This window comes from Bradyrhizobium sp. CCBAU 65884, from assembly GCF_028128835.1.
GTDB lineage: Bacteria > Pseudomonadota > Alphaproteobacteria > Rhizobiales > Xanthobacteraceae > Bradyrhizobium > Bradyrhizobium ottawaense.
Genome location: NZ_LBJU01000134.1, coordinates 478342 through 501804, shown reverse-complemented (window position 1 = coordinate 501804; position 23463 = coordinate 478342). Strand labels below are relative to the sequence as shown.

General features: G+C 64.9%; 19 protein-coding genes and 1 pseudogene. 13 read left to right on the top strand and 7 right to left on the bottom strand.

What is annotated here, in order from left to right:
• Nucleotides 1-12 precede the first annotated feature (12 nt).
• Nucleotides 13-1659: an FGGY-family carbohydrate kinase gene (locus tag XI03_RS40200; protein ID WP_028142413.1), complete on the top strand. Its 1647-nt coding sequence runs from the start codon at nucleotides 13-15 to the stop codon at nucleotides 1657-1659.
• A gap of 5 nt (nucleotides 1660-1664) precedes the next feature.
• The gene (locus XI03_RS40195) at nucleotides 1665-2600 is read left to right on the top strand and encodes a carbohydrate kinase family protein (protein ID WP_271595227.1); all 936 of its coding nucleotides are present in this window, start codon (nucleotides 1665-1667) and stop codon (nucleotides 2598-2600) included.
• A gap of 7 nt (nucleotides 2601-2607) precedes the next feature.
• Here the strand turns inward: XI03_RS40195 and XI03_RS40190 are convergent.
• Nucleotides 2608-3491 (bottom strand): annotated as a pseudogene (locus tag XI03_RS40190) (LysR family transcriptional regulator).
• Nucleotides 3492-3615: 124 nt separating this feature from the next.
• Between XI03_RS40190 and XI03_RS40180 the strand changes: the two are divergent.
• From XI03_RS40180 to XI03_RS40145, 8 genes are all read left to right on the top strand, one after another.
• Nucleotides 3616-5037 carry an amidase gene (locus XI03_RS40180; protein WP_271595242.1) on the top strand — a complete coding sequence of 474 codons (1422 nt, stop codon included), beginning with the start codon at nucleotides 3616-3618 and terminating at the stop codon, nucleotides 5035-5037.
• A gap of 114 nt (nucleotides 5038-5151) precedes the next feature.
• Nucleotides 5152-6102 (top strand): ABC transporter permease, encoded by a 951-nt coding sequence (locus XI03_RS40175; RefSeq protein WP_271595225.1) that lies wholly within the window; start codon nucleotides 5152-5154, stop codon nucleotides 6100-6102.
• Nucleotides 6099-6992: an ABC transporter permease gene (locus XI03_RS40170; RefSeq protein WP_097668715.1), complete on the top strand. Its 894-nt coding sequence runs from the start codon at nucleotides 6099-6101 to the stop codon at nucleotides 6990-6992. Before XI03_RS40175 ends, XI03_RS40170 begins: the two co-directional genes overlap by 4 nt.
• A gap of 2 nt (nucleotides 6993-6994) precedes the next feature.
• On the top strand, nucleotides 6995-8008 hold the full coding sequence (locus XI03_RS40165; protein ID WP_271595224.1) for an ABC transporter ATP-binding protein: 1014 nt from the start codon (nucleotides 6995-6997) through the stop codon (nucleotides 8006-8008).
• Complete coding sequence (locus XI03_RS40160) at nucleotides 8005-9009, top strand: ABC transporter ATP-binding protein (protein WP_038947896.1); 1005 nt, start codon at nucleotides 8005-8007, stop codon at nucleotides 9007-9009. The genes XI03_RS40165 and XI03_RS40160 overlap by 4 nt, the downstream gene beginning before the upstream one ends.
• Before the next feature lie 54 nt (nucleotides 9010-9063).
• Nucleotides 9064-10560: an ABC transporter substrate-binding protein gene (locus XI03_RS40155; protein WP_095426501.1), complete on the top strand. Its 1497-nt coding sequence runs from the start codon at nucleotides 9064-9066 to the stop codon at nucleotides 10558-10560.
• Nucleotides 10561-10734: 174 nt separating this feature from the next.
• A complete protein-coding gene (locus XI03_RS40150) occupies nucleotides 10735-10866 on the top strand; it encodes a hypothetical protein (protein WP_271595243.1) in 132 nt (43 codons plus the stop codon).
• A 257-nt stretch (nucleotides 10867-11123) separates the two neighbouring features.
• Nucleotides 11124-12329, top strand: a complete 1206-nt coding sequence (locus tag XI03_RS40145) for a calcium-binding protein (RefSeq protein ID WP_271595223.1) — start codon at nucleotides 11124-11126, stop codon at nucleotides 12327-12329.
• Nucleotides 12330-12499: 170 nt separating this feature from the next.
• Here the strand turns inward: XI03_RS40145 and XI03_RS40140 are convergent, their stop codons facing one another.
• Entirely contained in the window at nucleotides 12500-13375 is an 876-nt protein-coding gene (locus XI03_RS40140; protein WP_271595222.1) for an aldo/keto reductase family oxidoreductase, read from the bottom strand.
• Between the two features lie 97 nt (nucleotides 13376-13472).
• Here XI03_RS40140 and XI03_RS40135 point away from each other — a divergent pair, with 97 nt between their 5' ends.
• Nucleotides 13473-14408 carry a LysR family transcriptional regulator gene (locus XI03_RS40135; RefSeq protein ID WP_271595221.1) on the top strand — a complete coding sequence of 312 codons (936 nt, stop codon included), beginning with the start codon at nucleotides 13473-13475 and terminating at the stop codon, nucleotides 14406-14408.
• 202 nt (nucleotides 14409-14610) lie between these two features.
• On the opposite strand, the gene XI03_RS40130 is transcribed toward XI03_RS40135, so the two are convergent.
• Nucleotides 14611-15237, bottom strand: a complete 627-nt coding sequence (locus XI03_RS40130) for an alpha/beta hydrolase (RefSeq protein ID WP_271595220.1) — start codon at nucleotides 15235-15237, stop codon at nucleotides 14611-14613.
• Nucleotides 15234-16172 carry a ring-cleaving dioxygenase gene (locus XI03_RS40125; protein WP_271595219.1) on the bottom strand — a complete coding sequence of 313 codons (939 nt, stop codon included), beginning with the start codon at nucleotides 16170-16172 and terminating at the stop codon, nucleotides 15234-15236. The genes XI03_RS40130 and XI03_RS40125 overlap by 4 nt, the downstream gene beginning before the upstream one ends.
• 128 nt (nucleotides 16173-16300) lie before the next feature.
• On the opposite strand from XI03_RS40125, the gene XI03_RS40120 reads away from it, so the two are divergent.
• The gene (locus XI03_RS40120; RefSeq protein ID WP_271595241.1) at nucleotides 16301-17212 is read left to right on the top strand and encodes a LysR family transcriptional regulator; all 912 of its coding nucleotides are present in this window, start codon (nucleotides 16301-16303) and stop codon (nucleotides 17210-17212) included.
• 471 nt (nucleotides 17213-17683) lie between these two features.
• Nucleotides 17684-18160 (top strand): hypothetical protein, encoded by a 477-nt coding sequence (locus XI03_RS40115; protein WP_028142426.1) that lies wholly within the window; start codon nucleotides 17684-17686, stop codon nucleotides 18158-18160.
• A 144-nt stretch (nucleotides 18161-18304) separates the two neighbouring features.
• Here the strand turns inward: XI03_RS40115 and XI03_RS40110 are convergent, their stop codons facing one another.
• The 3 genes from XI03_RS40110 to XI03_RS40100 all read right to left on the bottom strand — a co-directional run bounded on the left by XI03_RS40110 (nucleotide 18305) and on the right by XI03_RS40100 (nucleotide 23206).
• Nucleotides 18305-19264, bottom strand: coding sequence for a c-type cytochrome (locus XI03_RS40110; protein WP_271595218.1), 960 nt, complete (start codon nucleotides 19262-19264; stop codon nucleotides 18305-18307).
• Between the two features lie 220 nt (nucleotides 19265-19484).
• The gene (locus XI03_RS40105) at nucleotides 19485-22178 is read right to left on the bottom strand and encodes a hybrid sensor histidine kinase/response regulator (RefSeq protein ID WP_271595217.1); all 2694 of its coding nucleotides are present in this window, start codon (nucleotides 22176-22178) and stop codon (nucleotides 19485-19487) included.
• Nucleotides 22175-23206 carry an ABC transporter substrate-binding protein gene (locus tag XI03_RS40100; RefSeq protein ID WP_028142429.1) on the bottom strand — a complete coding sequence of 344 codons (1032 nt, stop codon included), beginning with the start codon at nucleotides 23204-23206 and terminating at the stop codon, nucleotides 22175-22177. Before XI03_RS40100 ends, XI03_RS40105 begins: the two co-directional genes overlap by 4 nt.
• Between the last annotated feature and the right edge of the window lie 257 nt (nucleotides 23207-23463).

The following is a 23463-nucleotide window of genomic DNA, read 5'->3' as shown; positions in this document are numbered from 1 at the left end:
CCGGGAGCGACAATGCCGCGAGCGTATATCGGCGTCGACGTGGGGACCACGAGCACGCGGGCCGGAGTGTTTGACGAGGCCGGCACGCTTTTGGCCACCGCCCGGCATCCGATCCGGATCTGGCACGAGGCCGGCGATATCGTCGAGCAATCGTCCCAGGACATCTGGGACGCCTGCGCGACATCGGTGCGGGCCGCGATGGCGGAAGCCGCCATCGCGCCCGACAGCGTCGGCGGCATCGGCTTTGACGCGACCTGTTCGCTGGTTGTCCTCGACAGGCAGGGCGAGCCGCTCACGGTCAGCGCATCCGGCGACAAGCAACGCAATGTCATCGTCTGGATGGATCATCGCGCCATCGCCGAGGCGCGGCTAATCAATGAGACCGAGGACGCCGTGCTGCGCTATGTCGGTGGCTCGATCTCGCCAGAGATGGAGATGCCGAAGCTGCTATGGCTGAAGCGGCATCTGCGCGCGAGCTTCGACGCCGCCGGCCACTTCTTCGATCTCGCGGATTATCTGACCTGGCGCGCGACCGGCTCGCTCCAGCGCTCGACCTGCACCGTCACCTGCAAATGGAACTATCTCGCCCATGATCGCGGCGGCTGGAGCGCGCAATTCTTCAAGCGCATCGGCCTGTCTGATTTCGTCAACGAGAAATACGCCCGCATCGGCACCGAGATCGTCGCCCCCGGCACGCGGCTCGGTGCGGGGCTCACCCGTATAGCTGCTGCCGAGCTCGGCCTGTCGCCGGGCATACCGGTCGGCGCTTCGCTGATCGATGCCCATGCCGGCGGCATCGGCGCGATCGGCGGCCGCGACGGATCGGGCGGGGCGAGCGATGTCAATGACCGGCTTGCCTACATCATGGGAACGTCGGCCTGCATCATGGCGACGACGACGGAGCCGTGCTTCGTTCCCGGCGTGTGGGGGCCTTATTATTCCGGCATGGTTCCTGATTTCTGGCTCAACGAGGGCGGCCAGTCGGCCGCGGGGGCGGCGATCGACCATCTGCTCAAGTCGCATCCGGGCCACACCGAGGCGAGCGCGGCGGCGCGCAGCGAGGGCCTCGACCTCATCGACTTCCTCGAGCGCCGCATCATCGCGCGCGCAGGCAGCGCCAGCCGTGCCGCGCTGCTCGCCCGCGACATCCATGTTCTCCCCGAATTCATCGGCAACCGCTCGCCCTATGCCGACCCTGATACGCGCGCGGTGATCGCGGGCCTCGATCTCGACACCGACATCGCCGCGATGGAGCGGCTGTTCGTCGCCGGCCTGTGCGGGCTCGCTTATGGGCTCGCCGAGGTGATCGAGGCTTTTGCCGCGCATGGCGTTCGCTCCAGCATCATGATCATGGGGGGCGGTGCGAGCCGCAGCCCGCTGGTGCGGCAGATCATGGCGGATACGACGGGCCTCACCGTCGCGCTGCCGCAGACCAGGGAGCCGGTGCTGCTGGGGGCTGCGATGCTGGGGGCGGTGGCCGGCGGCGCCTATGCCTCGATCGGCGAGACCATGGCAAAGATGTCGGCGCTGGGACGGAAGAGCGAGCCGACCGCGCCCGACATGGCCGCGTTTCACACCCGCAAACGGGAGGTCTATAAGCTCCTGCGCGACGTCGATCGCGGCAGCCGCGCGGCGATGGCCGACATCGCGAGAGGTTGACGGACATGCTGATTGCCTGCGGTGACGCGCTGATCGATTTCGTGCCGACGCGAAATGCGCAAGGACGCGAGGCAGTGATGCCGGCCGTCGGCGGCTCCTGTCTCAACGTTGCCATCGGCATGGCCCGGCTGGGCGCACCCACCGGATTCGTCGGCGGCATCTCGACCGATATGTTCGGGCGGATGATCGCAGATCATGCGGCGGCCTCCAACGTCGACCTCAATCTCGCCACCCGCAGTGATCACCAGACCACGCTGGCTTTCGTCCGCATCGTCGCGGGCGAGACGCACTACGCCTTTTACGACGCGGGAACCGCGACGCGGAACTGGACCTACCAGCGCGGGACGATTCCGTTCGCGAATGTGGAAGCCGTTCATGTCGGCTCGACCACGCTCGTCAACGACCAGGGCGCGGCGGAGACGACAGCCCTGATCGCGGACGCGCGGGCGTCATCGACGGTCTCCTTCGATCCGAATTGCCGGCCCAATCTGGTCAAGGACAAGCCGGCTTACCTGGCGCGCATGGCCGAGTTCGCTAGCCACGCCGATCTCATCAAGATGTCCGACGTCGACTTCGCCTATCTCTTTGGCGACGAGCCTTACGAGCAGCGGGCGAATGCGCTGCTCGGGCAGGGCACGAGCCTCGTCGTCGTCACCCGCGGCAACAATGGCGCGATCGCGTGGCACGCGGGGGCAGGGCAGATCGAGGTCGCCGCGCCCAAGGTTGAAGTCGCCGACACGATCGGCGCGGGCGACAGTTTTCAGGCGGCGCTGCTCTTTGCCCTGCACAAGCAGGGGCGCATTGCCCGGAAAGCACTGAAGGACATCAATGTCGACGAGCTCCGCCGGGCGCTGTCCTTTGCCGCCAATTGCGCCGGCCTGACCTGCACCCGCCCGGGCGCCGATCCGCCCTGGAGCCGTGAGATCAACTGGAGCTGGTAGCGCCGCCTCACATCCGCGCAACGGCCTTCTCGGCGCATTTTATGAACCTGGAGATCAGCGGGCTCTGGGAATCCCTCCGCCAGCACACCGCGATGTCGATGGAATCGGCCGCATCGCGCAGCGGCCTGAACACGATGCCGCGTGGCGCGCCGAGCTGGGCGCAGGCCGGCACGATCGCAAGACCTTCGCCGGCGAGAACCAGGCTCATCGCCGAATGCACGGTCTCCACCCGGCTCGCGATCGGCATCACGATCTGATGTCGTCGTAGCAGGGCTGCGACCGCGGAGGAGGCGGGATCTTGCTCCGGAGGCGGCAACGCGATCAGCGGACGGCCCTGCAACCGCGCCATCGGCACGGCGCCGAGACGTGCGAGCGGCGAGCGGATCGGCACTGCCAGCATAAATGGCTGCGCACCGATCCGAGCCACCTGGATCTCAGGATGGTTGATGGCCGGCATGCACAGCGCAACCGTGACGCTGCGGTCGAGCAGTCTGGCCTCGCGCGTCGATGCACTGAGCTCGGCAAAGTCGAGATCGACGCCCGGAACCGAGCGGCGCAGCTCAGGGATGAGCCGCGGCAGCATCGCAACAGGACGAACATGTAGCCGACCGAGAGCCGCCCGCGCTTGCCGGCGGCGACCGCGCGCGCGGCTTCGGCGCCGTCGACGGCCAGCGCCAGAGCTTCGCTCGCACGCGCCAGCAGCGCCTGGCCGGCCTCGGTCAGGTCCATGCCGCGGGTGCCGCGGCGGAACAGCGGCGCGCCGATCTCGGCCTCGAGCTTGCGGATCTGGACGGACAGTGGAGGCTGAGCCATCCGTAGCCGCTCGGCGGCCTTGCCGACGCTGCGTGTCTCGGCGACGGCGACGAAATAGCGGAGGCGGCGAAGATCCATTGGCATACCGAAAACGTATGGGTTGGCGACCAAAATCGTATTGGACGGCGAGTTAACAAAACTGTCATTCTCGCTGTCAATGTCTTCGGGCCAACGACGGCCCGCTTCGGAGCGTGATGTGACGATGAACGGCGATCCCTGTCTGCTGTCCGCAACCGAACTGCGCGGCCTCATCGCCGAAAAGCGGATTTCCCCCGTCGAGATCGTCAGTGCCGTGCTCGCGCGCGCCGAGGCGCTCCAGCCCGAGCTGAACTGTTTCATCACGCTGTGTGGCGACGAGGCGATGGCGCAGGCGCGCGTCGCCGAGCGCAAAATAATGGCCGGCGAGCCGCTCGGCCTGCTCCACGGCATCCCCGTCACCGTCAAGGACATCGTCAACACCAAGGGCGTCAAGACCACCTTTGGCGCCGTTCCCTACAAGGACAATGTGCCGACCGAGGATGCCGTCGCGGTGGCGCGGCTGCGCAGCGAAGGCGCGATTCTGATCGGCAAGACCACGACGCCGGAATTCGGCAGCAAGTGCCTGACGGATTCGCCTTTGTTCGGTCGCACCCGCAATGCCTGGGACGCGTGCCGTTCCTCCGGCGGCTCCAGCGGCGGCGCGGCGGTGGCGGTGGCCAGCGGCATCGCGCCGCTCGCGATCGCGACCGACGGCGGCGGCTCGACGCGAATTCCCGCCGCCTGCAATGGCGTGGTCGGCTTGAAGCAGAGCAACGGTGTGATCCCGCACAGCCAGGCGCTGGATGTGTTCGGCAACCAGACCTATGTCACGCCGACCACGCGGACCGTCGCCGACACCGCGTTGATGATGCAGGCGATGGCAGGCGACGATGCCTGCGACCCCTGGTCGATCGGCGTTCCCGTGCCCGATTTCATCGGCACGGCCGCCCCGTGCGGCGATTTGCGCGGGCAGCGGATCCTGTACTGCCTGACGCCGCCGGGCCGTCCGGTGTCCGCCGAGGTCGCAGCCAGCTTCAAGGCGAGCCTCGACCGGCTGGCGGGGCTCGGCGCCGAGCTCGAGGAATTTTCCGGCGACGGTTTCGACATCGAGCCGATCTGGCGCGCCATCAACCACACGGTCTGGCGCACGCGCTTTGCAAAACTCGCAGCCGAGCACAAGGACGAGCTGAGCGAGGCCTTCCTCAAGCAGCTCGCGCTTGCGACCGAAGTCAGCGGCGTCGACTATCAGGAGGCGATGTTCGCGCGCACCGCGCTGTTCCGCCGCGTGCAATCGTTGCTTGCGCGCGGGCACTTCCTGGCGATGCCGACGCTCACGCGCACCGCGCTGCCGATCAAGCAGGATTTGTTCGGCACCATCGAGATCGACGGAGCGCATTTCGACAGCGTCCGGCCGCATTGGTTCCCCTGGACCATGCCGTTCAACATGACCGGCCATCCCGCCGTCAGCCTGCCCTCTGGCTTCGGCCGCGACGGCCTGCCGATCGGGCTTCAGCTCGTCGGCCGCTTCCGTGCCGATGCGGAATTGCTGCGTGTCAGCGCACTGTTCGAAGCCTCGCACGACCTCCTGTCCCGCTGGCCGGCTTGAGGAGAGGGGCATGCAGCAAAGGGCTCGGGTGCAAAGGACTTGCGTGCAAAAGGCTTGCCTCAGCCGCCCGGACATGTTGATCGTGCCGCAGCTGAGCCCTGAAGCCGAGCGCGCATGAGCGTATTTGTCCTCCGACGTCTGTTGACCTTGCTGGCGACGCTGGTCGGCGCATCCCTGATCATTTTCCTGGTGCTCGATGCGCTCCCCGGCAATGCCGCGCAGATGCTGATGGGCGCCGATGCCTCGCCAGACGCAGTGCGTGCGCTCACCGTCAAGCTCGGGCTCGACCAGCCGCTGGCGGTTCGCTATCTGCAATGGATCAAGGGCCTCCTCGTCGGCGATCTCGGCAACTCCTATGTCTACGGCACGTCGGTCGCCAGCCTGATCGCGGAGCGGCTGGTGCTGACCATTCCCCTCGCGATCATGGCGATGACGATCACGGTGACGCTGGCGCTCTCGGCCGGCATCTACACCGCCGCCAACCACAACAAGCTCGGCGACGTCGGCGTGATGTCGCTGACGCAGGTCGGCATCGCGTTGCCGAATTTCTGGTTCGCGATCCTGCTGGTTCTCCTGTTCTCGGTACGGCTGCAATGGCTCTCGGCGGGGGGATTCTCCGGCTGGGAGGAGGGCATCTGGCTCGGCGTCAAGTCGCTGCTGCTCCCGGCGATCTCGCTCGCGGTGGTGCAGGCTGCGATCCTCGCGCGTGTCACGCGCTCGGCCGTCCTCGAAGTGCTGCGCGAGGACTTCGTCCGCACCGCCCGCGCGAAGGGGCTCGGCAAGCGCGAGGTGCTTTGGAGCCACGTGCTGCGCAATGCGATGATCCCCGTCATGACGGTCATGGGGTTGCAATTCGCCAATCTGCTCGCCGGCACTATCGTGATCGAGAACGTGTTCTATCTGCCGGGCCTCGGCCGGCTGATCTTCCAGTCGATCGCCAACCGCGACCTGATCGTGGTGCGCAATTGCGTGATGCTGCTGGCGACCATGGTCGTCATCGTCAATTTCGTGGTCGACGTGCTCTATGCCTTCATCGATCCCCGCATCAAGGTCCACGACCTGTGAGCACCCCCCTGACCACTCCGATTGACGCGCCGGTCGCAACACGCCGCCTGCCGGCCAAGACCTTCTGGGGCCGCGCGCTGCGCCATCGCAGTTTCGTGCTCGGTAGTTCGCTGAGCCTGCTGGTGCTTGCCTCGGCGCTGCTCTCGCTGGTGTGGACGCCGTGGTCGCCCTACGAGATCGACATCGCCTCGAAGCTGCGGCCGCCCTCGGCGGCGCACTGGCTCGGCACCGATTCCTTCGGCCGCGACATCGTCTCGCTGCTGCTCGCCGGCGCCCGCTCCACCATCATGGTCGGCGTCATCGCCGTCAGCATCGGTCTAAGTTTCGGCGTCACGCTAGGCCTGATCGCCTCGGCCCGGCGCGGCTGGACCGAAGAGATCATCATGCGCTTCTCCGACTTCACCTTCGCCTTTCCGGCGGTGCTCTCCGCGATCATGCTCGCCGCGGTGGTGGGGCCGGGGATGGTCACCTCGATCGTCGCGATCGGCATTTTCCAGATCCCGACGCTGACCCGGCTAACGCGCGGCTCCGCCAACGCGATCTGGGCGCGCGAATTCGTGCTGGCCGCGCGCGCGGCAGGCAAGGGTGCCTTCCGCATCACCATCGAGCACGTGCTGCCGAATATTCTGTCGATCCTGATCGTGCAGGTCACCATCCAGTTCGCGCTCGCGATCCTGGCCGAAGCCGCTTTGTCCTATCTCGGCCTCGGCACGCAGCCACCGCAGCCGTCCTGGGGACGGATGCTGAACGATGCGCAGACGCTGCTGTTCCAGTCGCCGATGCTCGCGGTCTATCCGGGCGCTGCGATCGCGATCGCGGTGCTCGGCCTCAATCTTCTCGGTGACGGATTGCGCGATTTGCTCGATCCCAGACTGGCGCGGGAGCGATGACGATGGGCGAGCGACAGGCCGTGCCGCTGCTCGAGGTTGATCATCTCGGCGTCCGCCTCAATACCAGCCGCGGGCCGGCGCAGGCCGTGCGCGGCGTCAGCTTTGCCCTGAAGCGCGGCGAGACACTGGGGCTGGTCGGCGAGTCCGGCTGCGGCAAATCGGTCACGGCGATGTCCCTGATGGGGCTGCTGCCCGATAGCGCCGTGGTCTCGGGCAGCATCAAGCTCGACGGCAACGAGCTCGCGCGATTGCCGGATGCGGATTATTGCCGTCTGCGCGGCAACCGCATCAGTATGATCTTCCAGGAGCCGATGACTGCGCTCAATCCGATGCACACGATCGGGCATCAGGTCGCCGAGCCGCTGCGACGTCACAAGAAGCACTCGGCGGCGCAGGCGCGCAAGGAGGCGATCGCCTTGCTCGACCGCGTCGGGCTGCCCGATCCCGCGCGGCGCGTCGATGCCTATCCGCATCAGTTTTCCGGCGGCCAGCGCCAACGCATCACCATCGCCATGGCGCTCGCCTGCGAGCCGGATCTGTTGATCGCGGACGAGCCGACCACTGCGCTCGACGTCACGATCCAGGGCCAGATCCTCGACCTCATCGCCGATCTCGTCGAGGAGCGCGGCATGTCGATGATCCTGATCTCGCACGATCTCGGCGTCATCGCCGAGAACGTGCAGCGCATGATGGTGATGTATGGCGGCACCGTCGTCGAGAGCGGGCCGACCGACGAGGTGTTCCGCCGGATGGGGCATCCCTATACGCAGGGCCTGTTTCGCGCCCGGCCGAAGCTCGGCGCGCGCAAGGGGACGCGGCTGAAGACGATATCGGGCACCGTGCCGGAGCTCGCAGATCTGGCGGCGGGGTGCACGTTCTCCGACCGATGTCCGTTCGTGATCGATCAATGCCGCGCCGCGCTTCCGCGGATGGTCGACGTCGGACCCGGGCACTTCGTGCGTTGCATCAGGACGGATGTCTCAATGGCTGAGAACGTTGGAGCGGTGACCGCATGACCGCTGCGCCTCTTCTCGACGTGAAGGATCTCGAACAGCGCTACGCCCTGCCGAGGGAAAGCCTGTTCCGTCCGCCGGGGCAGGTGCGCGCGCTCAATGGCGTGAGCGTGCAGGTCGCCGCCGGCAAGAGCATCGGCGTCGTCGGCGAGTCGGGCTCGGGCAAGTCGACCTTCGCGCGGCTGGTGATGGCGCTGGAGCGGCCGACGTCGGGCCAGGTCGCGCTGCTCGGCCGTGATCTCAATCGCATCTCGGCCGACGAACTGCGTCGCGCCCGGCGCGATTTCCAGATGGTGTTCCAGGACCCCTATGGATCGCTCGATCCGCGCCAGACCGTCGCCCGCATCGTCGCCGAGCCGCTCACCGTGCTGGAAGACGCCGACCGCACCACCTTTCGCGCGCGCGTCGCCGCAGTGCTGCGCCAGGTCGGCTTGCGCGATGCCGACATGGAGAAATATCCGCACGAGTTCTCCGGCGGCCAGCGGCAGCGCATCGCCATTGCACGTGCGCTGATCACCCAGCCGAAGCTCATCGTCGCCGACGAGCCGGTCTCCGCGCTCGACGTCTCCGTGCAGGCGCAGGTGCTGAACCTGATGCAGGATCTGCAGGAGCAGTTTGGCCTGAGCTACATCCTGATCAGCCATGACCTCGCCGTCGTCGACTATCTTTGCGACGAGGTCGCGGTGATGTATCTCGGCCGCATCGTCGAGCAGGGCCGGCCCGAAGACCTGTTCGAGCATTGCGCCCATCCCTATACGCGGGCGCTGCTGGAGGCGGTGCCGCGGGCGCGCGCCGGCGGCGGCCGGCGGCGGCGCGGTGGCCAGGCGATCGCCTCGCAATCGGCGGCCGCGACCGGATGCCCCTATGTCGCGCGCTGTCCGCTCGCCGACCAGCATTGCCGCGAGGCCATGCCTGAGTTACGCAAGGTGGGCGAGGGGCACCTTGCCGCCTGCCACAAGGCCGAGGCTGTGATGGCGTTGCCGCAGGCGGCCATGGAAGGTTAGTGTCCGGAGCAGGATTGGCGTAGGCTTAGAACAGAACTGGCCGGGGAGTTACGCATGTTCAGGAAATTGTCGATCGTTGCATTTGCCGCCGCGTTGGTCGCAACGCCTTTGCCGGTGCTTGCGCAGAGCAAGAAGGACAGCGTCGTCATGGCGATGGCGCTGGAGCCGCCGGGGCTCGATCCGACCAATGCGGCCGCTGCCGCGATCGCCGAGGTCACGCTCTACAACATCTATGAGACCCTGACCAAGATCAACGAGGACGGCTCCGTTTCGCCCTTGCTGGCGGAGAACTGGACAGCCTCGCCCGACCTGAAGACCTATACGTTCAAGCTGCGCAAGGGCGTCAAATTCCACAACGGCGAGGTATTCGATTCTGCCGCGGTGAAGTTCTCGTTCGAGCGCAACGCCGCGCCGAACAGCACCAACAAGGACAAGAGCCTCTACCAGGCCTTCGAGAAGGTCGAGGCGCCCGATGCCGACACGGTCGTGATCACCTTGAAATACGGCGAGCCGAACCTGCCGTTCCTGCTGGGTCAGGCGGGCGGCTCGATCGTCGAGCCGAAGAGCGCTGCCTCCAACGTCACGCAGCCGGTCGGCACCGGGCCCTATCAGCTCGGTGCCTGGGCCAAGGGCTCCTCGATCACCTTGACCAAATGGGCAGACTACCGCAACGCCGCTGCGGTCAAGCTCTCCAAGGTGACGATCCGCTTCATCTCCGATCCGGCCGCGCAGACCGCGGCGCTGCTTTCGGGCGACGTCGATGCGTTCCCGCGCGTCTCGGCCCAGCGCACGATTGCCCAGTTCAAGGCCGATCCGCGCTTCACGGTATTGGTCGGCGGCTCCAGGGCCAAGACCATCGTCGCGATCAACCACCGCAAGAAGCCGCTGGACGACGTCCGCGTCCGCCGCGCCATCCTCGCCGCGATCGACCGCAAGGCCATGATCGACGGCGCCGTCGACGGTTTCGGCACGCCGATAGGCAGCTTCTATGTGCCGGGGGCGCTCGGCTATGTCGACACCACCGGCATCAATCCCTACGACCCCGAGAAGGCCAAGAAGCTGCTCACTGAAGCCGGCGTCACCACGCCGCTCGAAGTGTCGCTCAAGCTGCCGCCGCCGTCCTATGCGCGGCAGGGCGGCGAGATCGCCGCGGCCCAGCTCGCCAAGGTCGGCATCGTCGCCAAGATCGAGAACGTCGAATGGGCGCAATGGCTGTCGCAGGTGTTCGCCGGCAACGGTCCGCACAATTTCGACCTCACCATCATCAGCCATGTCGAGCCGTTCGATCTCGTCAAGATCACCGAGGCGGACTACTATCTCGGCTACAACAACGAGGCGTTCAACGCACTTTACAAGCAGATCGTATCGACGCCGGACGAGGCCGCCCGCGCAAAACTGCTCGGCGACGCCCAGCGTATGCTCGCGACCGACGCCGTCTCCGCCTACCTGTACCAGCCGCAGCTCATCACCATCACCAACAAGAAGTTGAAGGGCGTCTGGAAGGACGTCCCGCAATACGAGAACGATTTCTCGACGTGGTCTTGGGAGTAGGAGCGCTCGATCGAGTCGAGCCTCTCGTTTCAATCTGGCCTCTCCCCATTGGGAGAGGCCAATCGTTTGGTACGTCCAAAACAAGAGCCCGAAAAACAACCCCATGCACAGCAGCCGGGGATTTCAATAGCTTGCGCGTTGCGAACTTCGTTGGTTGGCGCAATGCGCTGGACATTGACCCGTCGGGCGAACCACGATCTCGACAACGCCCTGTCGACGACGAGCCCGACCGACCACAACGGGTACGACGAGCGCTCCGCCTTCCTGATCACGGTGGACGGAGGCAAGTTCCGCCTGGTGCCGTAGCAGGCGGACATGCTCGCGTGCGCCAGCGCGCTTTTGCAGGTCATCAGAGTTCACGGATGCGCAACCTGCGGCGAGGTTCCTCGCGGTGTCAGCGCGGTTCCATGCGCCCAATCAAACTCTCTCCCGAATTCCTGCAAATCTCTGCCATCTACCAAAGGTAGATTCGCTCCCGGTGAAGCGTGGTCAACAACGCGTCTTGCAAAAAGCAGCTCTGCAGGCGTCAGGCCCGTTTCCGACAATGAAATGGGAGTTACGCCATGCAGCATCTGCCGAACGATACCTACGACGTCCTGCTGGACCAGTTTGGTCAAATCGAAACCATCTACGGCGATCCGAACTTTCCGACCACCGCGGACGCCTGGGGCGGCAACGACACCGTGACGGCGACCATCAGCCAGCCCGAAGCAGACGTCACGATCTTCGGCGACGACAACACGACGTTGCATGGCCAGTCCCACGGCGGCAACGACACCTTGGCCGTTAATTTGAACTACGGCTGGAACACGTTCCTCGTGATTGGCGATGCTCAGGCGATGACCGACGACGCCAAGGGCGGCAACGACACGATCAATGTCCAAGCTACGGGGATGTACACCAACGTGCATGCTTTCGGCGACGTCGCCGGCGACATGTCGGGCAATTCGCATGGCGGCAGTGACACCATCACGGGCGCGGTGGGCTGGCGAAGCTACGACCATGGATACGCCGGCGATGCCGGCGGTTCCATGAGCGGCACGGCGCAGGGCGGCAATGACACGCTCGACATCACTGTGAACACCATGCAGGGCTTTGCGACAGCGAGCGGCGATTCCATCGGCTCCATCGGCGGCGATGCGCATGGTGGCAACGACAACCTCACCTTCACCTTCGGCACCGACGTCGTCTGGACCGCCGGATTCGGCTACGGAGATTCGGCGACCTCGCTGACCGACAATGCCCAGGGGGGAGATGATATTCTCACAGTCGAGTTCGATGGCATCGACAGCCTCCATTATACGAACCCGGAGCTCTTCGGCGATGCGCGGACCATGTCCGGCAATGCTCAAGGCGGTAACGATATTCTCACCGGCGGAGCAACCAACGATCACCTCTATGGTGATGCCGCGAACTATGCCCCCGCGACGCCGGGCTCGATCATCGGCGGCAGGGATATCCTCAACGGCGGCGCCGGCAATGACCAGCTTTCGGGCGGGGGAAACAGCGACACCTTCGTCTTCAACGCCGGCTCCGGCAATGACCTGATCACTGATTTCGACCAGGGCAACAAGGCGGTCGGCAGCACCGTGACCGAGCATGATTTGATCAATGTGCACGATTACGGGTTCGCGGATTGGGCGGCGCTGTCGAGCCTGATCAGCGACAATGCCGCCGGCGACGCCGTGATTCATCTGTCGGCGAGCGATACCATCACGCTCGACGGCGTGCAGGCGGCGAGCCTGCACCAGACCGACTTCCTCATCTGAGCGAGCTGCGCTGGGAGCAACGATCTCGCCCCGCCCACAGCGGGGCGAGACGCGGGTGGCACCGTTCCGCCCAGCAGCAGGACCACTTCCCGCTTGCGTTTCCAGTTTCATACGGTCGGCCCCCATTTGGCATGAGGCAGCACTGTCCCATGCTGCGCCCGCAGACCGTCTCAACCGCGGCTCCTGGCAAGGCCATTCAGCTCATCGATCGCATCATCCGGCAAATCGAGTTCGGCCGCGGCGAGATTCTCGCGCAGATGCGCGACCGACGAAGTGCCGGGGATAAGGAGGATGTTAGGTGAGCGACGAAGGAGCCAAGCAAGCGCGACCTGCATGGGCGTTGCACCGAGGCGAGCAGCGACATCGGTTAGAGTGGACGATTGCAGGGGGGTGAACCCGCCGAGCGGAAAGAACGGCACATAGGCAGTGCCGTCCCGGGCAAGGTCGTCGATCAAGGCGTCGTCAGACCTGTGGGCCAGATTGTATTGATTTTGCACGCAGACGATCTTGCAAATCTTGCGTCCTTCCGCGACCTGCGTCGCGGTCACGTTGCTCAGCCCAATATGCCTTATCAGGCCCTGACGTTGGAGATCGGCCAAGACATTCAGTGGCGCTTCGATCGAGCCCTCGGCCGGGCCATGCCGGTCGATCATGACGCGAAAGTTGACGACATCGAGTGCGTCGACCCCGAGATTTTTCAGATTGTCGTGGACTGCATGGGTGAGCTCTTCGCGCGAGAAGGCCGGATTCCATGAGGCGTCCGCGCCACGCAGAGCCCCGATTTTGGTGTCGATGACGAGATCCTTGGGGTAGGGGTGCAGCGCCTCACGGATCAACTGGTTTGTGACATGCGGGCCGTAGAAGTCGGCTGTGTCGATATGGTTCACGCCGGACGCGATGGCCGCTCGCAGCACAGCCAACGCGGCGGCGCGATCCCTGGGCGGACCGAACACGTGCGGGCCTGCAAGCTGCATGGCACCGTAGCCAAGCCGCTTCACGCGGCGGTCTCCGAGGTCAAAGCTGGCAGTTAGGTCGGTGTTGGGCATAGGTCATCTCCATAAGAACCAATGGCCGGTAGGTAGACGTTGCCCGCGCGCTCGATAACCGGGTACAATCCGAACGGGTTGTTCGGAGAAGCGAACAGTGAAAGTCGATCTGGGTGAACTGAACGCTTTTGTGACCGTCGCGCGGGCCGGAGGCTTTCGGGACGGAGCTCGGTCGAGCGGGGCGAGTGCGTCAGGACTCAGCGAAGCGGTAACCAGGCTGGAAGCGCAACTCGGCGTCAGATTGTTGAACCGGACGACGCGAACCGTGGCGCCCACTGAGGCAAGTCAACGTCTCCTCGAGCGGCTCGGGCCAGCATTCGCCGAGGTGGAAGCTGCCGTCGACGTCGTCAACAGCTCCCGCAACAGGCCAGCAGGTACCCTGCGTCTGAACGTACCGGTCAGTGCGGCACGCCTCGTGCTGCCCACCATCGCGCCGCCCTTTCTCGCCGCTTATCCTGACATCCGGCTGGAAGTGATTGCGGAGAATAACTTTATCGACGTTCTGGCCGCTGGTTGTGATGCTGGCATCCGATACGACGAGCGTCTGGAGCAGGACATGATGGCGATTCCAATCGGTCCTCGCGTTCAGCGCTTTGCAACCGCTGCCTCTCCAAATTACCTGGATCGCTACGGCCGGCCCAATCATCCTCGCGAGCTTGTCGACCACGCTTGCCTTGGCAGTCGTCTTTCGTCCGGCGCGATGGTGGCTCCGTGGGAGTTTGAACGGGAGGGCGAAATCGTTCGCGTCGAACCCAAAGGACCGCTGCTGGTCAGCGTCGGGGCGGCGACAGATCTCGCCGTTGCCGCCGCCATCGCCGGTACCGGCATTGTCACCCTCTTCGAGGACTGGCTTCGTCCCCATCTCGCCAGTGGTCAGCTCGAGCCGGTCCTCGAACCCTGGTGGCAGAGCTTTTCGGGGCCCTTTCTCTACTATCCTGGTCGACGTCTCGTGCCGGCGCCGTTGCGCGCATTCATAGACTTCGTAAGGGGTGTACCATCGCACTCAGCGCATGGCGCGACGCCCACCGCGTAGGCAATGCGTTTGCCAGTAGCGAAATGCTCACTTGTTGAGAGTTCAGAGGCGGCTCGATTCCACTCCAGACTCCATGCGGACGCGACGCGAGACAGTCGAGCATCCCTTCGGCGCGATCAAGGCCGTATGGGTGCGACCTACGACGGGCCGTTCGAGTGAAGGCGGCGGCGCACCGTTTGGAAACGATGCGCCCCTCGCTCGGTCATGCTGCCTTGGCGTCGACGCTGCCGATCCAGTCGCGGGCGAGCGTCAAATCGGCTTGCGACAATTGATGGCCCGCCGGCAGGACCCTGTGGGTCACGCTCGCGCCTGCTTGCGAGAGCAGAGCCGCAAGCTTGGCCGAATTGCTGGCCGGCACGATCGGATCAGCCTGCCCGGACAGCAGCAGGACTGGCTTGCCACCAAGCTCGGCTCTGGGCGGATCCGACAGCGGCACCATGGCGCGCAGCAGGATCGCGCCGGCCAGAACCTCCGGCTTCAGCAGCAACAGCGCGGCTGCGATGTTGGCGCCATTGGAGAAGCCGACGGCGACCGGCGCGGCGATGCTGTAGCGCTGCCGCGCCGCGTTGACGAACTCGCCGAGCTCGTTCGCGCGGCGGCGGACGTCGTCCTCGTCGAACACACCTTCGGCGAGACGGCGGAAGAAGCGCGGCATGCCGTGCTCGAGCACGCGGCCGCGCGGCGAGAGCAGGGCGGACCCCGGCGAGATCATCTTGCCGAGCCCGAGCAGGTCGTTCTCGTCGCCGCCGGTGCCGTGCAACAGGAGGAGCGGAGGGGAGCCCGCGCTGGCCGCGGGCTCGAAACGATGGATGAATTCAGTCTCGGTCATGACACGGTCTCTTCCAGATTCGGCAGAACACCCTCGATCTGCTTGCGCTGCGCTTCGAGGAAAACAGGCAGCTTGAGGTCACGTCCCAGCGTCGCGACGGGTTCGTCGACGGCGAAGCCGGGGATGTCGGTCGCGATCTCGAACAGCACGCCGCCGGGCTCGCGGAAGTAGATCGAGCGGAAGTAGTTGCGGTCCCTCTGCTCAGTCGGATGCAGGCCGTGATTGCTCACGAGCTCTTGCGCCATCTTGCCCTGCTCGGCATCGTCAGCCGCGCGGAACGCGATGTGATGCACCGAGCCGCCGCCCTGATGGCCGCGCAAAAAGCCCTTGGCCTCGTAGATGTCGACAACGCTGCCCTCGACATCGCCGGGCGCCTTGAAGCGGATCACCGAGCCTTCACGGCCGGTCTCCTTGAAGCCGAACACGTCGGTGAGGACAGCGGCCGTCTTCGCCGCGCTGTCGAGCAGCAAGGTCACGCCATGGAAACCGCGGATCGCGTGCTCGGCCGCCACGTCGCCGTTGCTCCAGCCGGGCTCGCTCTCGGCGCCGGGAATGCCGACCAGCGCCAGCGCCATGCCATCGGGATCGGTGAACGGCAGCACGGATTCGCCGAAGCGCTTCTCCAGCGCCTCGTAGGCAATGCCCTTCTCGGTGAAACGCTGGGTCCAGTAGCCGAGCGAGCGCTGCGGCACGCGGAAGGCGGTCTGATGAGTTTCGCCGACGCCGCGGCGCCCGGCCGGAACGCCCGCCCACGGAAAGAAGGTCAGGATGGTGCCGGGGCGGCCGGTCTCGTCGCCATAATAGAAGTGATAGGTGCCGGGATCATCGAAATTGACCGTCTTCTTGACGAAGCGCAGGCCGAGATCCCGGGTGTAGAAGCCGAAATTCCTGATGGGGTCGCCGGCGATCGCGGTGACATGGTGCAGTCCAGACATTGTCGTCCTCCAGAGTTCGGGGAGCGTCTTGCTCTGGCCGGAAATATCGTTCCGCTTTGGATTGGAGACAATCCATGCAAATATGACGGCAATGTCTACGATTTGGAAACAATCGGCGAGTGCAGGCCTTGGATAAGCTCGGCAGTCTCCGGGCCTTCGTGAAGGTGGTGGAAAGCGGCAGCTTTGCGGAAGCCGGCCGGCAGCTGCGGCTGTCGCGCTCGGCGATCAGCAAGTACATCGCCGACCTCGAGGAGAGCCTCGGCGTCCAGCTGTTGAACCGGACCACACGGCATGCCAGCCCGACCGAGAACGGCCAGCGCTATTTCGAACGCGCGCTCGTCATCCTCTCGGAGGTCGAGGCGGCCGACCAGGCGGTGACGCAGGCGCAGTCGGCGCCGCGCGGATTGTTGCGCGTCAACGCGCCGATGTCGTTCGGCACGATGCGGCTCGGGCCCGTGCTCGCCGATTTCATGGCGCGCTATGGCGAGCTCCAGCTCCAGATCGTGCTCAGTGACGACCTGCTCGATCCCGTCCAGGACGGTTTTGACGTGACCTTGCGGATCGCGGAACTGGAATCGTCGAGCTTGATCGCGCGAAAAATCATGCCGGTGGCGCGCATGATCTGCGCTTCGCCGGACTATCTCGCACGTCACGGCACGCCAAAGCACCCGCAGGATCTGCGCGAGCACGCCTCGCTGACCTACGGCTACCTGCTCACCGGCAATCAGTGGAAGCTTACAGGCGCCGACGGCGATCACTGGATCCAGCCGGCCTGGTCGCTGTGTGTGAACAATGCCGAGGTGCTGCGCGACGTCGCGATCAAGGGCAGGGGGCTCGCGCTGCTGCCGGAGTTCATCGCTGCCGACGCGTTGCGGACAGGCAAGCTGCGCGCCGTCCTGGAAGACTATTTTGCGCCGCCGCTCGCGCTCTATGCGGTCTATCCGCCGACGCGGCACCTGTCGGTGAAGGTCAGGCTCTTCATCGACTTTCTCGTTGAGCGGTTTGGCCGCGATGAAGAAGTCGGCGCGCAGGGGGGCTGAGGCTGGGTCGGGAAGCCATGACTCTGCCCGGGCAACGGCTCGCAGCGATCTCTCGCGATGAGTCAAGAAGGCGAGCTACACGGCGGACAGTCGGGGGATTTCCTTTGAAAGGGTGATGAAAGGGTGAGCGGCAAGGGTTCTTCTATTGTCAAGGTTGCTGACAGTGATTCCTCGGAATTGCTCTCCCCGCGAACGACTGGATGAAGTCCGGCTACCAGCAAAGGCCATGATGGTTGTGCCTTTGCTGAGAGTCCGCGCAGTGGCTTGATACGATTATACCGCACCGGAAAGTTGAACTTTCTTCCGTGCCTTGGGACTCATATTAGCGTCCCGACTTCGCGCCTCAGGACAGAAAGAGTTCAACCGCTGTCGGGGCGTTCCGAGGGCTCTCTTCCGTGCCACCGCGAAGAGCCGGGCACGATGAGTAGCTCACACTTCTCGACTTGATTTCAACAAGCGCAGGAGGAAGCTATGCGGAAGTCTCTCACCCTTTTCCTTTCTGGCGTGGCATTGGCCGTCGCGGCGTCAACAGCCGTAGCCGGTGAGCGGGTGCTTGAGTTCAAGCTGGTTACGAAGCCGATCGACCTCAAGGTCATAGAGGCCGCAAACGTCGAGGGACAGACGGTTGTGTCTGGCAAATTCTTTGGGGTCGCCGTCTTCAACGATGGCCGTATCGGAGTGAAAGAGTTCGTCAATACTTCGGACCTGCTCAAAGGGTCGGGCCCCTTCTTCGGCTACAGCACGTACACATTCGAGGAAGGCTCGATTACCGCGCGCTACACCGGTTCGGCCAAAGACGGCAAATCGACGGGCGAATACACCATCCTGTCGGGCACAGGTGCCTATGCGAACGCCACGGGCACGGGAACAATCGAAAGCGCGCCGAACCCATTCAAGGGCGTCAACCTGCTGAACATAAAGCTCGTCGTTAAAACGTCCGGTTCGTGACAGCGCAATGGTCACAGGTCCCACACGAAGGAAGTTGATTCCTTGGGTGGCGTGTTGGCCCGGCCGGCGGCACATTGCCGTCCGGGCGACCTGCTGAAGAATCGCGCCAAGCGCGCCGGCTGGCTGCACAGCAACTGAAGAATTTCAGTGCTTGAGCGACGCTGAAAAGGCGACCAGTGCGATCATGTCGTCGACGCTGAGATTCTCGACAACCGGTTTCATGAGTTCGCTGTTGGCGCCCTTCCGCGCACCCGATTTGAAGTCATAGAGCTGCCGGAACATGTAGGTGGGCGAACGGGACGCAAGCCCCGGAGCGATGGCAGTCCCGTTGAGGTCAGCACCGTGACAGGTCCCGCACTGGACGCGCGGATCGCTGTTCGTTGCCAGCGTCCGTCCTTTCTGAACGCTGCCCACCGGGACGTAGGCGATGAAACGAGCGCGCGAGTCCCGGCTGACAAAGTGTTCAACGTTTTCCGGGATCTCGATGATGCGCTGGCCGATGGGCTCTTTCTCGGCGCCGTCCAGCGGAGCCAGGAACAGGTCTCTCACCTGTGTTTTTGGCACCGCCTCGGCCTCAACGACGACAATATTCGACCTCGGCTTGATGGAGGCGAAGTAGGCTGCCGCCTCTGCGAGTTCTTGATCCGTCACCGCTTTGGACAACTTGATCATCAGGTCGGTGGCGACGCGAGGCGCAGAGTTCGTGCGCAGGCCCGTCTTGAACTCCGCCGTTTGCTGAATGATGTATTCCGCGGAGAGGCCAAATAGGCTGGCATTCTCAGGACCGCCCGGTCCGTCTGCCCGGTGGCAGACGCCGCACGCGAACACCTCTGGCTTTCTCCCCCTCACCACGATGTCTGGCATTGGTGGATGATCGTCCGGATGCCAGTCGGGCGCGGCGAACAGATCGCGCACTTGCGTGAGCGTAAAACCGGCGGCGCTGTCAGGAACGTGCCTGATCGTGCCATCGTCAGGCGTGCGTTGAAAATTGGGCGGGTTGACCGGGTAGGCCCATGCTGGCGGGCCCTCCTGGATTTGCGCACGCGCCCCCGCCGCGGTGAGCAATGCCAACGAGACCACCCATAGAGCGGTCGGAAATCTCATGGCTCTCGACCTCCCAGCGCGTCGGTGAAGCCAAACTGTACTTCCCGAAGGCGAAGATCAGGAGCGGCTAACCGACCGCTTGTCGGGCGACGGGACGCCGCAGCTCCTCCGCCACATCGAAGACACCATTCAACGCCGGGGGCTCGCAGACGTCAATGTGCGATTTCAGCCGTCTTGGTCTGCTCGGGGGCAAAACGCCAAGAGCTCGATCTGAACAAATCTAGCTGACCGACCGCTGCTCGGCAGGCCGGAGCAGATCGTCGAGCGCGCTCATCGAGGCTGCTCGCAGCGCAGCGAGCTCGCGCGCGGCGCTCTGGCACTCAGGCGCCGACATCGCAGGCGACGCCAGCTCGATCTCGCGGCAGCGCTCGAACAGGCGGACGAGGCCGAGCGCGCCGGCGGCGCTGCCGAGTTGATGTGCGTGTCGGGCGAGCTGTTTATGGTCGCCGGTCGCGGCAGCCTTGGTGATGTCGTCGATCAGCTTTTCGCTGGTCTCCTCCAGCAAGTGGTGGAGCTTTGTGATTTGCGCGGCGCCGAGCAGCTCCTTCTGGTCGTCGAGATAGTGCCGGTCGATCAAGGCGCCCGCGGCGAGTTGCACGGCTGCCGGCGCGACCTCCGGATCGTCCTCGATCGCCTCGCGCAACGCGTTGATCAGGATCGGCTTGCTGACGATCTGGACAATGCCTGCGTCGGCGAGCCGCTCGCGTGCGCTGGAGGACACGTCCGCGGTGACGGCGATGATGCGCGGCATTCTCGGCAGACCGAGCTTGCCGATCCGCGACGCCGCCTCGACGCCGTCCATGTCGGGCATGTGCAGGTCCATCAGGATGACGTCGAACGCGTGATCGCGGGCGAGTGCGACGGCCGAGGCGCCGTTTCTGGCGATCGTGGCATGATGGCCGAGCCGATTCAGCATTGCTTCGCCGACCTCGCAATTGATGGGGTCGTCGTCGACCAGCAGCACGCGGAGGCGCCGCGACGGTGGCGGAAGTGCACCTTGGGCGATGCCGCTGACGGCCGGATCGAGCGGCACTTCGAGTGTGAACGTGCTACCCGCGCTCGGCGTGCTCTCCACCGTCAGCTCGCCGCGCATCAAACGGCTGAGACGCCGCGCGATCGCGAGTCCGAGGCCGGTGCCGCCGAACCGCCGCGCGATGCTGTCGTCCGCCTGCACGAAATCCTCAAAAATCCGCTCATGCATGTCGGGGGCGATGCCGATGCCGGTGTCGCGAACGGTCACGCGCAGCAGGACATGACCATCATGGCGCTCGGCGGCTGCGTTGACGGTGATCGCGCCTGATGGCGTGAACTTGATGGCGTTGCCGATCAAATTGAGCAGGATGCGATTGAGCCTGACGGGATCGCCGTGCACCGAGGTCCTGACCGAGGCATCGCAGGCAAGGTCGAAGGTCAGTCCCTTGCCGAAGGCCTGGGGCCGCATCAGGTCGGCGGCCGTTTCGATCAGCTGGTCGAGGTGGAAATTACGCGGCTCCAGGGCTTCGGCGCTGGCCTCCAGGCGCGCATATTCCAGGATGGCATCGACCAGCGCGATCAGCGTCTCCCCCGATGCCGCCGCGGTCGTGAGGTGGCGCCGCTGCGCCTCGCCGAGTTTGCCGTCGTCGAGCAGCTGCAGCACGCCCATGACGCCGTTCAGCGGCGTGCGCAGCTCGTGGCTGACGACGGCAAGGAAGCGCGATTTGGTCTCATTGGCCGCCACCGCCGCGCTCCGCGCGCGCTCGGCGGCATCGTGCTCGGCAAGGGCCTGATCGCGCGCTTTCTCCAGCTCCGAGGTGCGCTCGATCACCTTGCGCTCCAGCGTCGCGTAGGAATAGCGCAGTTGCGCGGCCATCCGGTTGAACTGGTCGCCGAGCGCTTCCAGCTCGTCGCCGGTCTTGATCGCGAGCCGCAGGCCGAGATCGCCGCTCCCGATCCGCCGTGCGCCCTCCGTCAGCAGCTGGATCGGCCCCGTCATGCGCCGGCTGAGAAAGAGAGAGACCAGCACCGCACCGGCCAGCAGGACGACGAGGAGAAAGGTCGAACGGCCAATCGACGCATAGATCGGCGCATAGGCCTCGCTGAGCGGCAGCTCGACGAACACCAGCAAGCCGAGCGAGGGGACCGTCGCATAGGTCGACAGCACGCGCTGGCCGGACAGATCCTCCTTGATCAGGCCGCCGGAGGGCGGCCCCACGCCGTCGAGCGCGGCGCGGACGTCGGCATGGCCGGAGAGATCGCTGCGTTGCAGGGCTCGCCACAAATCGGGATGCGCGATCAAGACACCCGTGCGGTCCACCACGTAGGCCTTGCCGGTGTTGCCGACCCTGATCCCGGCGACGAGGTCCCAAATGAAACGCAAATTAACCTCGGCGACGATCACATTGGGATTGCGGCCAATCCCCCGCGTGGCGAGCGTCATGAAGGGTTCGGTATCGCCGAAGAAGTAGACCGGCCCGTAATAGGCCCGGCTTTCATTGGCTCCGCGAAAGGCGGGCGAGGCGGAGAGGTCGGCTTTACTGCCGATTCGGTCTGCCACACGGCGGGACACACGCATCTGTTCAAGCCCGTGCGAGTCGAGCTCGGCGATTTCCGCGATCGCCGGGGAGAGGCGCAGGAGACGGATGGCGTTCAGGCGTTCGTCTTCGTTGGTCGACAGCTCCGGCGGCAGGCGCGAGAGCCATCTGATCTGGTTTTCGATCTGGCCGATGAATTGGCCGATCTGAATCGCAGCGGACGCCGCCTGCTCGCGCTGGGTCGCCGCCAGAAGCTGCTTCTGCTCGCGATAGGAGAACCAGACGTCGAAGCCCGTGTTGATGGCGAGCGCGGCAAAGGCGAGGGCGACGATCGAGTAGAGATATTTGCGGAACAGCCGGCCGGGAGGCGTTCGCAAATGTCCCTGGTCGACCGTTTCGTTCACTCGCGGATCTCGTCGGCGCGCGCGAGCAGCGTGAATGGTATGGTCAATCCCAGCGTGCGGGCGACGGTGCGGTTGATCAAGAGCTCGTATTTGCGCGGCGATTGCACCGGCAGGTCGCCGGCCTTGGTGCCGCGCAGGATGAGATCGACATAGTCGGCCGAGCGCACTTCCAGCGTCGGCCCGTAGCTCATCAATCCGCCGGCGTCCATGAAGTAATGAAACGGATAGATCGTGGGCACGCGATACTTGGCGGCCGCCGCCACGACCGCCTTCCGGTTGACGACCAGGAAGCTGTCGACCAGCGCAATCATCGCCGCCTTCGGCGGCTCGGAGAAGCGCCTGACGGCTTCGTCGATGTCCGTCGGCGCGTTGACGGGGGCGGGGATTGCGGACACTCCGGACTCGGCCGCCTCTTGCTCAATCGAGTCGAGGAAGAAGCGCCCGCCGCGCGGGGTGGTCGCCGGGTTGAACAGGATACCGACGCGCGCAAGATCAGGCACGGCCTCGCGGATCAGCTGCAGCCATTTGCCGCCCATCTCGGCGGTGCTGTTGGTGAAGCCGGTGACGTTGCCGCCGGGATGCGCAAGGCTTTCGACGAAGCCGTTGCCGACGGGATCGTTGGCGGTCGCGAAGACGATCGGGATGGTCCTGGTGGCGGCAAGGACCGCCACGGTTTCGACCGTCGACCCCGTCAGGATCACGTCCGGCTTCAGCTCCAGCAATTCCTGAATCGCGGCCTTGAGCCGGTCCGGTGTGCCGAAGGTCGAACGGAGCTCGAGGCGGAAGTTGACGCCTTCGACCCAGCCGCGCTGCCTCAAGCCGGCGACGAGGCCGCCGAGGCGGGAGGTTGCGCTGTCGATTAGGCTCCGCCGGGTCAGCTCGTCGTCGAGCGGCAATGCGGTCAGCGATCCGACGATCCGCATGCGATCCGACGTTGCGCCGAGCGCGACCCATCCCGCGGCGGTTGCGCCCGCAAGTCGAATGAAGCCGCGGCGATCGACCGCGAGAGCGGAAGGCCGTTCGGTCATGAAACTCTTCGCATGATGGCTTGCCCCGGAGCGGATGCTTAGCGCGAACGGCCGGCATCCACAATTGATGAAAAAATGCGCTTATGAATGCGCATTCGCAGCGTTTGGCAGCCCGATACCGTATTCCTACGCTGCCAAAGAGTCGCTGCTTCGAGCGTTGTCTCCTTCGTGACGCCTTGTAACGCCTTCGCGTTGCAACATTTTCCGTCTCGGTTGCGACGACGGTTCGCGGAAGGCGATTTCGCAGCTGCCGATTT

Bases quoted from the DNA above. Each gene is read 5' to 3' on its own strand.
- XI03_RS40180 (WP_271595242.1), top strand. From the start codon at position 3,616: ATGAACGGCGATCCCTGTCTGCTGTCCGCAACCGAACTGCGCGGCCTC.
- XI03_RS40200 (WP_028142413.1), top strand. From the start codon at position 13: ATGCCGCGAGCGTATATCGGCGTCGACGTGGGGACCACGAGCACGCGG.
- XI03_RS40110 (WP_271595218.1), bottom strand. From the start codon at position 19,264: ATGAGATTTCCGACCGCTCTATGGGTGGTCTCGTTGGCATTGCTCACC.
- XI03_RS40145 (WP_271595223.1), top strand. From the start codon at position 11,124: ATGCAGCATCTGCCGAACGATACCTACGACGTCCTGCTGGACCAGTTT.
- XI03_RS40195 (WP_271595227.1), top strand. From the start codon at position 1,665: ATGCTGATTGCCTGCGGTGACGCGCTGATCGATTTCGTGCCGACGCGA.
- XI03_RS40155 (WP_095426501.1), top strand. From the start codon at position 9,064: ATGTTCAGGAAATTGTCGATCGTTGCATTTGCCGCCGCGTTGGTCGCA.
- XI03_RS40160 (WP_038947896.1), top strand. From the start codon at position 8,005: ATGACCGCTGCGCCTCTTCTCGACGTGAAGGATCTCGAACAGCGCTAC.
- XI03_RS40100 (WP_028142429.1), bottom strand. From the start codon at position 23,206: ATGACCGAACGGCCTTCCGCTCTCGCGGTCGATCGCCGCGGCTTCATT.
- XI03_RS40175 (WP_271595225.1), top strand. From the start codon at position 5,152: ATGAGCGTATTTGTCCTCCGACGTCTGTTGACCTTGCTGGCGACGCTG.
- XI03_RS40165 (WP_271595224.1), top strand. From the start codon at position 6,995: ATGGGCGAGCGACAGGCCGTGCCGCTGCTCGAGGTTGATCATCTCGGC.
- XI03_RS40125 (WP_271595219.1), bottom strand. From the start codon at position 16,172: ATGTCTGGACTGCACCATGTCACCGCGATCGCCGGCGACCCCATCAGG.
- XI03_RS40140 (WP_271595222.1), bottom strand. From the start codon at position 13,375: ATGCCCAACACCGACCTAACTGCCAGCTTTGACCTCGGAGACCGCCGC.
- XI03_RS40115 (WP_028142426.1), top strand. From the start codon at position 17,684: ATGCGGAAGTCTCTCACCCTTTTCCTTTCTGGCGTGGCATTGGCCGTC.
- XI03_RS40130 (WP_271595220.1), bottom strand. From the start codon at position 15,237: ATGACCGAGACTGAATTCATCCATCGTTTCGAGCCCGCGGCCAGCGCG.